The organism is Kitasatospora acidiphila, assembly GCF_006636205.1.
GTDB classification, from domain to species: Bacteria; Actinomycetota; Actinomycetes; order Streptomycetales; family Streptomycetaceae; genus Kitasatospora; species Kitasatospora acidiphila.
This window is the reverse complement of sequence record NZ_VIGB01000003.1, coordinates 3095840-3109022: the sequence shown is the minus strand read 5'-3', so window position 1 is coordinate 3109022 and position 13183 is coordinate 3095840. Positions and strand designations below refer to the sequence as shown.

9 protein-coding genes are annotated in these 13183 nt (G+C 73.5%); 7 read left to right on the top strand and 2 right to left on the bottom strand.

Going from position 1 to position 13183, the window contains the following annotated elements; all coding sequences use genetic code 11:
• The first annotated feature begins 17 nt into the window (after positions 1–17).
• The 3 genes from dapF (at position 18) to hflX (ending at position 5038) form a co-directional block, all read left to right on the top strand.
• The gene (gene dapF, locus E6W39_RS14690; RefSeq protein WP_141633924.1) at positions 18–902 is read left to right on the top strand and encodes a diaminopimelate epimerase; all 885 of its coding nucleotides are present in this window, start codon (positions 18–20) and stop codon (positions 900–902) included.
• A 185-nt stretch (positions 903–1087) separates the two neighbouring features.
• Complete coding sequence (locus E6W39_RS14685; protein WP_141633923.1) at positions 1088–3493, top strand: RelA/SpoT family protein; 2406 nt, start codon at positions 1088–1090, stop codon at positions 3491–3493.
• Between the two features lie 27 nt (positions 3494–3520).
• Entirely contained in the window at positions 3521–5038 is a 1518-nt protein-coding gene (hflX, locus tag E6W39_RS14680) for a GTPase HflX (RefSeq protein WP_141633922.1), read from the top strand.
• A 75-nt stretch (positions 5039–5113) separates the two neighbouring features.
• Here the strand turns inward: hflX and E6W39_RS14675 are convergent, their stop codons facing one another.
• Both E6W39_RS14675 and E6W39_RS14670 read right to left on the bottom strand, forming a co-directional pair.
• Positions 5114–6265, bottom strand: a complete 1152-nt coding sequence (locus E6W39_RS14675) for a trypsin-like serine peptidase (RefSeq protein WP_141633921.1) — start codon at positions 6263–6265, stop codon at positions 5114–5116.
• Between the two features lie 41 nt (positions 6266–6306).
• On the bottom strand, positions 6307–7449 hold the full coding sequence (locus E6W39_RS14670) for a trypsin-like serine peptidase (RefSeq protein ID WP_141633920.1): 1143 nt from the start codon (positions 7447–7449) through the stop codon (positions 6307–6309).
• 61 nt (positions 7450–7510) lie between these two features.
• Here E6W39_RS14670 and E6W39_RS41590 point away from each other — a divergent pair, with 61 nt between their 5' ends.
• From E6W39_RS41590 to E6W39_RS14650, 4 genes are read left to right on the top strand one after another with little or no spacing between them, the layout of a single operon-like run.
• Positions 7511–9451, top strand: a complete 1941-nt coding sequence (locus E6W39_RS41590) for an IucA/IucC family protein (RefSeq protein ID WP_407658387.1) — start codon at positions 7511–7513, stop codon at positions 9449–9451.
• Between the two features lie 5 nt (positions 9452–9456).
• Complete coding sequence (locus E6W39_RS41585) at positions 9457–9972, top strand: GNAT family N-acetyltransferase (protein WP_407658386.1); 516 nt, start codon at positions 9457–9459, stop codon at positions 9970–9972.
• Positions 9969–11330, top strand: coding sequence for a lysine N(6)-hydroxylase/L-ornithine N(5)-oxygenase family protein (locus tag E6W39_RS14655; protein ID WP_141633918.1), 1362 nt, complete (start codon positions 9969–9971; stop codon positions 11328–11330). The genes E6W39_RS41585 and E6W39_RS14655 overlap by 4 nt, the downstream gene beginning before the upstream one ends.
• A complete protein-coding gene (locus E6W39_RS14650; protein WP_141633917.1) occupies positions 11308–13125 on the top strand; it encodes an IucA/IucC family protein in 1818 nt (605 codons plus the stop codon). The genes E6W39_RS14655 and E6W39_RS14650 overlap by 23 nt, the downstream gene beginning before the upstream one ends.
• The last annotated feature ends 58 nt before the right edge of the window (positions 13126–13183 follow it).

The following is a 13183-nucleotide window of genomic DNA, read 5'->3' as shown; positions in this document are numbered from 1 at the left end:
TCAGTACCATCGGCAGGGTGAGCAGCGCACCCGTTTCGCCCGCCGAGGGCATTCCGTTCGTCAAGGGCCACGGCACCGAGAACGACTTCGTGATCATTCCCGACCCGGAGGGCCGGCTGGCCCTGGGCCCGGCCGAGGTGGCCCGGCTCTGCGACCGGCGGGCCGGGATCGGCGGTGACGGCGTGCTGCGGGTGGTCCGCTCCGCCAACGACCCGGCCGCGGCCCCGCTGGCCGCCGAGGCCGAGTGGTTCATGGACTACCGCAATGCCGACGGCAGCATCGCCGAGATGTGCGGCAACGGGGTGCGGGTCTTCGCCCGCTACCTGGTGCACGCGGGCCTGGCCGAGCCCGGCCCGCTGGCGGTGGCCACCCGGGCCGGGGTGCGCCGCACCACGGTCGCCGAGGAGGGCGACGTCACCGTGGACATGGGCCGGGCGGTGCTGCCCGGACCGGACGGCATCGAGGTGGCGGTGGGGGAGCGGCGCTGGCCGGCTCGCAACGTCAACATGGGCAACCCGCACGCGGTGGCCTTCGTCGCCGACCTGGCCGACGCCGGCAACCTGTACGAGGCGCCCGGGGTCAGCCCGGCCGGGGTGTACCCGGACGGCGTCAACGTGGAGTTCGTGGTGGACCGCGGCGAGCGGCACGTGGCGATGCGGGTGCACGAGCGCGGCTCCGGCGAGACGCGCTCCTGCGGCACCGGCACCTGCGCGGTCGCGGTGGCCGCGGCCCGCCGGGACGGCCGCGACCCGGCGGTCACCGGCGAGCCGGTCGAGTACGTCGTGGACGTGCCCGGCGGCCGGGTGCGGATCACCGAGTTCCCGGACGGCCGGATCGAGATGACCGGCCCGGCGGTGCTGGTGGCGAGCGGGACCATCGACCCGCAGTGGCTGGGCCTCTGACGGCTCGTCAAGCGGGCGGTCCCGACGAGGGGCCGCCCGCTTTGCCCGTTCTGCCTCTCGGTGAATCCCCCCGTTCGGGTGATCTCATGCACAGAGCGGAAGCGGGGGCTCGCGCAACGTGGTCTGCTCGATAGCATGGACCACCGGGGCAGTCCGCGCTCCGGTGCTCGCTGCCGGAGGTTGCCATGACCGTCGAGACCGGCCGGCCCACCGGCCAGGCCGCCCCGAATCCAGCCGCTGGTCCATCAGCGTCCCTGCCGGCCGACCCGACTGGCGCCGCGTCGGCCGCCGCCCCGGTTGCTCCGTCGCAGGCCAGGCGGCTGCTCGGGGTGGCCGCGCTGGGTCGGGCCGGCCGGGCCGCCCTGCTGGCCACCGGCCGCCCCCTGGTGCCGGATGCCATCGAGCCGATCGTCCAGGTGCACCGCCGCCACCACCCGGGCGCCGATCTCGCGCTGCTCGGCCGCGCCTATCGGCTCGCCGAGGCCAGCCATCGCGGCCAGAAGCGCAAGAGCGGCGAGCCGTACATCACCCACCCGCTGGCCGTCACCCTGATCCTGGCCCAACTCGGCGCCGAGACCACCACGCTGGTCGCCTCGCTGCTGCACGACACCGTCGAGGACACCGAGGTGACGCTCGATCAGGTGGCCGCTGACTTCGGCCCCGAGGTGGCCTATCTGGTGGACGGTGTCACCAAGTTGGAGAAGGTGGACTTCGGCGCCGCGGCCGAGGCGGAAACGTTCCGCAAGATGCTGGTCGCCACCGGGGACGACGTCCGGGTGATGGTGATCAAGCTGGCCGACCGGCTGCACAACATGCGCACCATCCGCCACATGAAGCCGGCCAGCCGGCTGCGGATCGCCAAGGTCACCCGGGACGTGCTGATCCCGCTGGCCGAGCGGCTGGGCATCCACGTGGTGAAGAGCGAGCTGGAGGACATCGTCTTCGCCACCCTGCACCCCGAGGAGTACGCCAGGACCCGGGCGCTGATCACCGCCCGCGAGCCGGCCATGGCCGAGCTGTTCACCCCGTTCGCCCAGGCGCTGGCCCGCCAGCTCGCCGAGGCCGGGGTGCCGGCCGAGGTCACCCTGCGGCCCCGGCACTGCGTCTCGGTGCACCGGGTGCTGCTGCGCCGCGGGCAGGGCGGCCGGCCCGGCGCGGTGCACCCGGCCGACCTGGGGCGGCTGCTGGTGGTGGTCGAGGAGAACGCCGACTGCTACGCGGTGCTCGGCGAGCTGCACACCTGCTGGACTCCGCTGCCCGGCGAGTTCAAGGACTTCGTGGCGGCCCCCAAGTTCAACCTCTACCAGTCGCTGCACACCGCCGTCTCGGTGGCCGGCACGGTGGTCGAGGTGCTGGTCCGCACCCCGGGGATGCACCGGGTGGCCGACTTCGGCGTGGTGGCGCTGGGCAGCCCGGCGTCCGGCGGCGGCGACCCGACCGGGCGGGACGAGGCGGACGGCGCCGACCCGGGCCGCCCCGGCTGGCTCAGCCGGCTGCTGGAGTGGCAGCAGGAGACCCCCGACCCGGACGCCTTCTGGTCCACCCTGACCGCCGACCTCTCCGACGACCGGGAGATCACCGCCGTCACCGAGGACGGCACCACCCTGGTGCTCCCGGCCGGCGCCAGCTGCGTGGACGCCGCCTACCAGCTGGGCGAGGAGATCGGCCACCGCTGTATCGGCGCCCGGCTGAACGGGCGCCTGGTGGCCCTGTCGACCGCGCTGTGCGACGGGGACGTGCTCGGCATCCTGACCGAGCCGGCCGGCCGGCCCGGTGATCCGGAGCCGTCCGGGCCCAGCCCGCAGTGGCTGGACTTCGCCCGCACCCCCGGCGCCCGGATCGCCATCGAGCGCTGGCTGGCCGGCCACCCCGCGCCGTCCGCCGCCGAAGCGGCCGGGCGGCCCGTGGCGGCGCCCTCGGAGGTGCCCGCGGACATGCCCGCCGCGGCGGCCGAGGCGGCCGGGGCCCCCGCCCCGGTCCGGCTGCCGCGCGGCCGCGACCGGCTGGTGATCGCTCCCGGCCACCCGGGCGCCGCCGTCCGGCTGGCCCGTTGCTGCACCCCGGTGCCCCCGGACCGGGTGACCGGCTTCCCGGTCCGCGGCGGCTCGATCGCGGTGCACCGGGCGGACTGCCCGACCGGCGAGCGGATGCGCGGGGACGGCCGCGGCCCGATCCAGCTGGACTGGGCGCCGGAGGCGGCGGCGGGCTTCCGGGTCACCCTGCAGGCCGAGGCGCTCAACCGCCCCGGACTGCTGGCGGACCTGACCGCCGCGATGTCCGGCACCGGCCTGGACATCGTCTCGGCGGTGGTCGAGCCGCCCGAGGAGCTGCGGGTGCGGCACACCTACACCGTCGAGCTGCCGGACGCCGCCACCCTGCCGGTGGTGATGCGGGCGATGCTGCGGGTCTCCGGGGTCTACGATGTCCGCCGCCCCGGTCTGGCGGCCCCGCGGCCGCCGCGCCTGCGCCCGACCGCCCGTTCTGTGGCAAATGCGGGTGACCCGGAGCCGGGGGACATGCGACCATCGAAGGGAATTCGGGACCGCTCCGCAGCGTTAGCCGCAGTGGACGGACCGGAAGACCGTCAGTGACAGACCCAGCAGCCAATTAAGGACACGATGACCTCCACGTTCGAAGACCGCGACTTTTCCGGCGCAGCCGCGGGCCGTACCGCTCGCCGCCCCGCCGACCTCCGGGCCGAAGCCCTGATGGACGAGGACCTCGCGGCGATCGACGAGGACTTCGGCCCGAACTTCGACGGTGACCAGTACGACCGCAGCGAGCGTGCCGCGCTGCGCCGGGTCGCCGGCCTCTCCACCGAGCTGCAGGACATCACCGAGGTCGAGTACCGCCAGCTGCGCCTGGAGCGCGTGGTGCTGGTCGGCGTCTGGACCGACGGCACGGCCGAGGAGGCGGAGAACTCGCTCGCCGAGCTCGCCGCCCTCGCCGAGACGGCCGGCTCCGAGGTGCTCGACGGCGTGATCCAGCGCCGCGACAAGCCCGACGCCGCCACCTACATCGGCTCCGGCAAGGCCCAGGAGCTGCGCGACATCGTCGCCGCGTCCGGCGCCGACACCGTGGTCTGCGACGGCGAGCTCACCCCCGGCCAGCTGATCCACCTGGAGGACGTGGTCAAGGTCAAGGTGGTCGACCGGACCGCCCTGATCCTGGACATCTTCGCCCAGCACGCCAAGTCCCGAGAGGGCAAGGCCCAGGTCTCGCTGGCCCAGATGCAGTACATGCTGCCGCGGCTGCGCGGTTGGGGTCAGTCGCTGTCCCGGCAGATGGGTGGCGGTGGCTCCGGCTCGTCGGGCGGCGGGATGGCCACCCGTGGTCCCGGCGAGACCAAGATCGAGACCGACCGGCGCCGGATCCGCGAGAAGATGGCGAAGCTCCGCAGGGAGATCGCGGAGATGAAGAAGGGCCGGGACACCAAGCGCCAGGAGCGCAAGCGCCACCAGGTGCCCTCGGTCGCCATCGCGGGCTACACCAACGCCGGCAAGTCCTCGCTGCTCAACCGGCTCACCGGCGCCGGCGTGCTGGTGGAGAACGCGCTGTTCGCCACCCTGGACCCGACGGTCCGCCGGGCCGTCACCCCGGGCGGCCGGGTCTACACCCTGGCCGACACCGTCGGTTTCGTCCGCCACCTGCCGCACCACCTGGTCGAGGCGTTCCGCTCGACCATGGAGGAGGTCGCCGACGCCGACCTGATCCTGCACGTGGTGGACGGCTCGCACCCCGAGCCGGAGACCCAGCTGGCCTCGGTCCGCGAGGTGATCACCTCCGTCGAGGCGCAGAACGTGCCGGAGATCGTGGTGATCAACAAGGCGGACGCCGCCGACCCGCTGGTGCTGCAGCGCCTGCTGCGCCGCGAGCCGCACGCCGTGGTGGTCTCGGCCCGCAGCGGCCTGGGCATCGACGAGCTGCTCAAGCTGATCGACGAGGAGCTGCCCCGCCCGGCCGTCGAGGTGCACGCGCTGGTGCCGTACACCCGGGGCGACCTGGTCTCCCGGGTGCACGCCGAGGGCGAGTTGATCGGCGCAGAGCACACCGGCGAGGGCACCGAGCTGCGGGCGCTGGTCGCCGCCGAGCTGGCGGCCGAGCTGGAGCGCTACGCAGTGGCCGTGCAGCGCTGACTTCGGAACGACGACGATCGGGCCCGGTCTCCCACCGAGTGGGAGGCCGGGCCCGATCGCGTCATGCCGTGGCTACTACTGCTGGGGCTGCGGCAGTTCGGTCATCTCCTGGAACATGCCCTGAGCCTGGTCGTCCAGCTCGGGGCCGGCCAGCCAGGCGGACGGGTCCGGGCCGATCGAGGTGTTGGAGACCAGCGCCACCTTGCCGTTCGGCTCCTTGGCCAGCCAGCCGCCGCCGCTGGAACCGCCGGTCATGGTGCAGCCGATGGTCAGCATGGTCGGCCGGGTCGTGTCGAAGGAGAGCCGGGTCGGCTTGCCGCCGTCGCAGTACTCCAACTCCTGGCCGGTGTACGGCGGGGCGGCCGGGAAGCCGTACGCGGTCACGGCGTTGATCTGGTCGCGCGGGGCGTTGAACCAGATCGGCACCGAGCCGCCGACCTCCTCCTCCAGCGACTTGCCGGGCATGTCCGGGTTGGTCACCTGGATGATGCCGGAGTCGTACTGGCTGACCGGGCCACCGGTCTCGCCGCCCTCCGCGACCCACTGCGGGGCGACCATCGCCTGGTCGGCCCACCACTCGCCGTACGGGGCGACCTGGTTCAGCGTCACCTGCTTGCCGCCGCTGGCCGCGCCGGAGCGGTTGTAGGACGGGATGAAGGCGATGTTCTGCAGCCAGTCGCCGTCCTTGCCGCCGTGCAGGCAGTGGCTGGCGGTCCACACCAGGTTGCTCTTGCCGGGGTGGGCCGGGTCGGAGACCACGGTGCCGGAGCAGACGTAGGTGCCCTTGGGGCTCTTGGTGAAGAGCTTGCCGAAGACGGCCATGTTGTTGGTGTAGGGGTGCTTCTCGCCGACCGCCTGCACCGGGCTGGGCAGCGGGTCGTTCTGCGAGGTGTCGTCGCCCATCTTGGTGCTGGCCTTCATCGGCGGTGCCGGCGTGGCCTTGTTCATCGAGTCGACGTTCCACAGGTCCTTGACGACCTGGTTGTTGAGCGCGTGCTTCTTGGCCCAGTTGGCCCAGTCGGTGCTCTTCCAGTTCTTCAGGTTCTGCAGCTCGGGCGGCAGCTTCAGACCCGGCTTGCCGCTGGTGGCGGCGGCCGGGCTGGAGGCGGCGGCCGACGAGGCGTCGGTGGTCTTGGTGTCGTCCGGACCGCAGGCGGCGGTGCCGAGAGCGAGGGCGGTGACCAGGGCGGCGGCGAGGCCGGCCCGGCGCGTTATTCGCTGTGACATGTGCGTGATTCCCCGTGTGGATGAAGAGGGTTGACGGATCGTCAGTCGTTCTTGGCGATGTAGCTCAGGGCACCCTGGGCCACGTCGTCCAGGTACGGACCGGCCAGCCAGGCGGACGGGTCCGGGCCGATCGAGGTGTTGGAGACCAGCGCGGGCTTGCCGTCCTTCATCGAGAACCAGCCGCCGCCGCTGGAGCCGCCGGTCATGGTGCAGCCGATCACGTTCATCGGCGGGCGGCTCGTGTCGAAGGAGAGCCGGGACGGCTTGCCGCCCGCGCACTGCTCCATCTCCATGCCGGTGAACGGCGGGGCGGCCGGGTAGCCGATCGCGGTGATCTTCAGCTGGTCGCGCGGGGCGTTGAACCAGACCGGGATCGAGCTGCCGACCGTCTCCTCCAGCGACTTGCCGGTGGCGTTCTCCGGCTTGACCTGGATGATCGAGAAGTCGTACTGGCTGGCGGCGCTGCCGTACTCGCCGCCCTCGGCCTCCCACTGCGGCGAGGTGATGCCCTGGACGGCGTCCCAGATGCCGAACGGCGCGACCTTGTCCACCGTGGCCTTGCCGCCGTTGCTGACCGCGCCCGAGCTGTTGAAGGCCGGGACGAAGGCCATGTTGCTGTAGAACTTGCCCCCGCTGGTCTTGCCGGCGCTCAGGCAGTGGCCCGCGGTCCACACCAGGTTGCTCTTGCCCGGGTGCAGCGGGTCGGAGATCACGGTGCCGGAGCAGACCGCGTGCTCGGTCGGCGAGACGTCGAAGAAGATCTTCCCGTCCACCGGGTACTGGGTGTACGGGTGGCTGATCTGCTGGGCCTGGACCGGCGACGGCAGCGGGTCGTTGCCGTCGCCGCCGGGCTGCTGCGGCGGTGCGGACGGCTCCTTGGGCTTGGCGGCGAGCAGCTTCTGCAGGTCCCAGAAGCCCTTCGCGGCCTGCGGCAGCACGTGCTGCTTGGCCCACTTGTCCCAGTCCGCGAACTTCCACTTCTTCAAGATGTCCAGCGAGGGGAGCCCGCCGGGCAGACCGGCGTCACTCGCGCTGGCGGCGGGAGACGGCGCGGCCGAGGTGGTCGGGGCTGCCTGCGGCGGGTTGTCGGTCTCGTCGGGACCACAGGCCGCAGCCGCCAGGACGATCGCGGCGGTGGCACCCGCCGCGGTCAGGGCCCGGCGGGTACGTGCAATTCGTGACATGTGTTCAGTTCCCCCGTGAGGATTCGGACCAAGGGAGTCTCCCATGCGCCAAGGACGGTGCATGACACCCCCCAGTTGCGCCGGTACTGAACGGTCACCGATCTGTGACCACCTGGGTGTGCGCTCGTTGGACCACCCGGATGCGTCCGGTTCGGTACGCGCGGCCGAACCGCCGTCTCCCGCATCCCCCGCGCACCGAGGAGCAGCCTTGAGCACCGCCCTGACCGGAGCCCCGGCCACCGTCCCACACCAGCCGACCCAGTTCGCCGACACCGACCCGCTGTTGCACCAGGACCCCGTGGTCGCGGCCGAACAGGCGGCTCTGGAGGCCCTGTTGCGCTGCTGGTGCCGCGAGCGCGGCGCCGCACCCGACGCCGACGGGGTGCTGCGGATCGAACTGCTCGGCGGTGCGGCCCGGCTTGTCGCCCCGGTCCGGCACTGGTCGCCGTGCGGCTGGCACCGGTTCGAGCGGGTCGAGTTGGCGACCGGCCCCGAGCAGCGCGGCGCCGCGCTGGACGCCGTCACCGCGGCCGCGCTGCTGGCCCGTTCGGCGGCCGCCCGGCCGGAGCAGGTCGCCGATCTGGCCGGCCGGGTCGCCGATTCGGTGCACCGCACCGGTGAACTGCTGCGCCACCGCCGGAGCCGGCCGCACGCCGAGGTCGCGGGCGAGTTCCTGCGCGCCGAGCAGGCGCTGCTGCTGGGCCACCCGCTGCACCCCACCCCGAAGAGCCGCGACGGCCTGGGCCCGGCCCAGAGCGCGGCCTACTCGCCCGAGCTGCGCGGCAGTTTCGCGCTGCACTGGTTCGCCGTCGAGCGCGAGCTGCTGGCCGCCGACTCGGCGCTGCCCGCCGACGCCGCCCGGCTGACCGCCGAACTGCTGGACGCCCCAGGGCTGTTGCCGCCGCACACCGCCGCGCTGCCACTGCACCCGTGGCAGGCCCAGGAGTTGGCGAGCCGGCCGGAGATCGCCGCGCTGCTCGACCAGGGCCTGCTGCACGACCTCGGTCGGCACGGCGCGCCCTGGCATCCGACCAGCTCGGTGCGGACGGTGTTCCGCCCCGGCACACCGTGGATGCTCAAGCTCTCGCTGGGCCTGCGGATCACCAACTCCCGCCGGGAGAACCTGCGCAAGGAACTGCACCGGGGCGCGGAGGTGCACCGGCTGCTGGAGGCCGGTCTCGGCGCCGAGTGGCAGGCCGCGCACCCGGGCTTCGACATCGTGCGCGACCCCGCCTGGATCGGCGTCGACCTGCCCGGTTGGGACGAGGAGCGGGCCACCGGGCTGGACACCGTGCTGCGGATGCAGCCGTTCGCCCCCGGCGACCGGGCGCTCTGCGTGGCCGGGCTGGTCGCCGAGCGGCCGCTGGGGGAGCCCGGGCCCGAGATGCCGTCCGAACTCGGCGATCTGCTGCGGGCGTTGGCCGGGCGCTGCGGTCGACCGCCGGCGACGGTGGCCACCGAATGGTTCCTGCGCTACCTGGAGGCGGTGGTGCTGCCGGTGCTCTGGCTCGACGGGCAGGCCGGGATCGCACTGGAGGCGCACCAGCAGAACAGCCTGGTGCTGCTGGACGCGGACGGCTGGCCGTGCGGCGGCCGGTACCGGGACAACCAGGGCTACTACTTCCGGGCCTCGCGCGCCGACCGGCTGGAGCAGCGGCTGCCCGGCCTCGGCAAGGCCAGCGACACCTTCGTGGCCGACCAGGTGGCCGACGAGCGGTTCGCCTACTACCTGGGGATCAATCACGTCTTCGGCCTGATCGGCGCGTTCGGCTCGCAGCGGCTGGCCGACGAGGCGGTGCTGCTGGCCGCGCTGCGCCGCTTCCTGGCCTCCCCGGCGGCCGCCGCCACCGGGTCCGGCCTGCCCGCCCTGCTGCTGGAAGCCCCGCGGCTGCGGGCCAAGGCCAATCTGCTGACCCGGCTGCACGGACTGGACGAGCTGGTCGGACCGGTGGACACCCAGTCGGTCTACGTCGACATCGCCAACCCGCTGGCCGCCGGGTGACGGCCATGGGGGAGTTCCGGTTGCGCCCGGTCGAGGAGGGCGACCTTCCGCTGATCACCAGCTGGATGAACGATCCGGCGGTGGCGGCCTTCTGGGAGCTGGCCGGGCCGCCGGAGGTGACCGAGCGCCACCTGCGGCCGCAGTTGGCCCCGGGCGGCCCGAGCCGCCCGTACCTGGGCCTGCTGGACGGCGAGCCGATCAGCTACTGGGAGGTCTACCAGGCGGCCCGCGACCGGCTGGCCGACCACTACCCGGCCGGCCCCGACGACCTGGGCGTGCACCTGCTGCTCGGCCCGCCCTCGGCGCGCGGCCGGGGGCTGGGCGCGGTGCTGATCGACGCGGTGGCCGGCGAGTTGCTGCGGGTCTGCGCGCGGGTGGTGGCCGAGCCGGACGTGCGCAACACCGCCAGCGTGCGGTCCTTCGAGCGGGCCGGTTTCCGCCGCGCCGGAGAGCTTCAACTGCCCGAGAAACGGGCGGTGTTGATGATACGCGAGCGAACGAGGACGGAGCCGGGCCGATGAACCGCCAGCAGGACCAGCCCTATGACCTGCTCGGGGTCGGGATCGGACCGTTCAACCTGTCACTGGCCGCGCTGGCCGACCGGGTGCCCGGGCTGACCGCGCTCTTCTGCGAGGCCAGGCCCGAGTTCCGCTGGCACCCCGGGATGCTGGTGGACGGGGCCCGGATGCAGGTGCCGTTCCTGGCCGACCTGGTCTCGCTGGTGGACCCGACCAACCCGTGGTCGTTCCTCAACTACCTGCGGGCCCACGAGCGGCTCTTCCCGTTCTACTTCGCCGAGCGGTTCCAGCTGGCCCGGCGAGAGTACGACCACTACTGCCGCTGGGTGGCCGAGCGGCTGCCCAGCTGCCGGTTCGGCGCCGAGGTCGCGGCGGTCCGCTGGGCGGACGGCCTCTTCGAGGCGGAGCTCGGCGGCAGTGAGACCGTCCGCTCCCGCAACCTGGTGCTCGGCGTCGGCACCAGGCCGGTCTGGCCGGCCGCCTTCGCCGCGCTCGAGGGCCACCCGGCGGTCTGGCACTCCGGCGACTACCTGCGGCGGCGCGCCGAGCTGCGGCCGGCCCGGGACATCACCGTGGTCGGCTCCGGGCAGTCCGGCGCCGAGGTCTTCCTCGACCTGCTGCGCTCCCGCGGCGAGGACGGCACCCGGCTGCGCTGGCTCACCCGGACCAGGGCGCTGGCGCCGATGGAGTACTCCAAGCTCGGCCTGGAGCACTTCACCCCCGACTACACCCGGTACTTCCACGCGCTGCCCGAGGCGGTGCGCGACCGCCTGGTGGCCGAGCAGTGGCAGCTGCACAAGGCGGCCAGCGCCGAGACCCTGGCCGACATCCACGACCTGCTCTACGAGCGCACCATCGGCCGCCCGATCGGCGCGGTGGACGCGGAGATCACCCCCGGCACCGAGGTGACCGCCGCGCTGCCCGGCCCGTGCGGCGGCCTGGAACTGCGCTGCCTGCACCGCGACTCGGGCGCCGGCCGCACCCTGCGCACCGACACCGTGGTGCTCGCCACCGGCTACCGGGCCGCCCACCCGGCGTTCCTCGACCCGCTGGCCGGCCTGATCGACTGGGACGAGCAGGGCCGCTTCCGGGTCGACCTGGACCACCGGGTGGCCACCGCACCCGCCCTGACCGGCGGCCTCTACGTGCAGAACGCCGAACTGCACACCCACGGCGTCGGTACCCCCGACCTGGGCCTGGGCGCCCACCGCGCGGCAGTGATCCTGAACGCGCTCACCGGCCGGGTGGTGCACCCGCTACCGGCCCGGACCGCCTGGACCAGCTTCGCCCCCGCCACCCTGCCGACCCAGGGCGGCGCCGCCACCAAGGAGCCGCACCATGCACCGTCCGCCGGCCGATGACGCCCTCACCGCTGGCCGCTGGCAGCAGGCCTGCCGGGCGCTACTGGCCAAGATGCTCGGCGAGTTCGCCTACGAGGAACTGCTGACCCCCGAACCGGTCGACGACGGCTACCGGATCGCGCTCCCCGGCGGTCCGGTCTACCGGTTCGCCGCTCGGCGCGGTGCCTACGGCAGTTGGCAGGTCGAGCCCGGCTCGGTGCGCCGGGACGGCGAGCCGGCCGACGACCCGCTGGAGTTCCTGCTGGCGGCCCGTCAGCCGCTCGGGCTCACCGGGGACACGGTCGGCCACCTGGTCCGGGAGCTGACCGCCACCCTGCTCGCCGACGTCCGGCTGGCGGCCCAGCAGTTGACGGCGGCCGAGCTGGCCGAGCTGGACCACACCACCCTGGAGGGCCACCAGACCGGACACCCGTGGATCGTGCCGAACAAGGGCCGGCTCGGCTTCTCGGCCTCGGACGCCGCCGCCTGGGCCCCCGAGGCGCGGCAGCTGCAGAGCCTGCGCTGGCTGGCCGTCCACCGCGACCTGGCCGCCTACCGGGGCATCGGCGAGCTGGCCGAGCCGGAGCAGCTCTACCGCCAGGAGCTGGACCTGGAGGTGCTGGCCGGCTACCGGCTGCTGCTCGCCGACCGCGGCCTGGACCCGACCCGCTACCTGCTGCTGCCGGTGCATCCCTGGCAGTGGGACGAGACGGTGCTGCCGCTGTTCGCACCCTGGGTGGCCGACGGCCGGATCGTGCTGCTGCCGGTCGACCGGGACCTGCGGCTGCCGCAGCAGTCGATCCGGACCTTCTTCAACATCACCAGCCCGCAGCGGCGGACCGTGAAGCTGCCGCTCTCGGTGCTCAACACCCTGGTGTGGCGCGGCCTGCCGACCGAGCGGGCGCTGGCCGCGCCGGCCGTGACCGCGTGGATCCACCGGCTGCGCGACCAGGACCGGTTCCTGCGCGAGGAGTGCCGGGTGGTGCTGCTGGGCGAGGTCGCCTCGGTGGCGGTCCGGCACCCGTACTACGCGCGGCTGCCGGAGGCGCCGTACCAGTACAAGGAGCTGCTCGGCGCGATCTGGCGGGAGCCGCTGGGCAGCTGTCTGGAGCCCGGCGAGCGCGGGCGCACCCTGGCGGCGCTGCTGCAGACCGGCGGCGACGGGCGCAGCCTGGTCGAGGAGCTGATCGCCCGGTCCGGGCTGACGGCGCGGGACTGGACGAGGCGGCTGTTCGCGGTGATGCTGCCGCCGTTGCTGCACTTCCTCTACCGCTACGGCACGGTGTTCTCGCCGCACGGGGAGAACGCGATCGTGCTGTTCGACCAGCGCGACGTGCCGGTCCGGCTGGCCGTCAAGGACTTCGTGGACGACGTCAACATCAGTGACCGGGACCTGCGGGAGCTGCGCGGGCTGGATCCGGCGGTCACCGGGGTGCTGCTGCGGGAGGGCCCGGCGGGGCTGTGCCAGTTCCTGCACGCCGGGCTGTTCATCGGCGTCTACCGGTTCCTGGCGCCGCTGCTGGAGCGCCGCTGCGGGCTGCCCGAGCCGGAGTTCTGGGAGCTGCTGCGCGGCGAGATCACGGCCTACCAGCGGCGGTTCCCGGAGCTGGCGGACCGGTTCGCACTGTTCGACCTGCTCACCCCCGAGATCGACCGGCTCTGCCTGAACCGCAACCGGCTGCTGCTCGACGGCTACCGGGACCGCCCGCAGCGACCGCACGCCGCGGTGCACGGACGGGTGGCCAATCCGCTGGCGGACCCGGCGGGCAGTGCGCTGCCAGGTCCGCGGGAGAGCGTTGTCAGTCCGGCACCGTAGGGTTGGAGTGCCATGAGGAACGACTCCGCACCCCAGTTGCCGGCCGAGGATCTCCCCG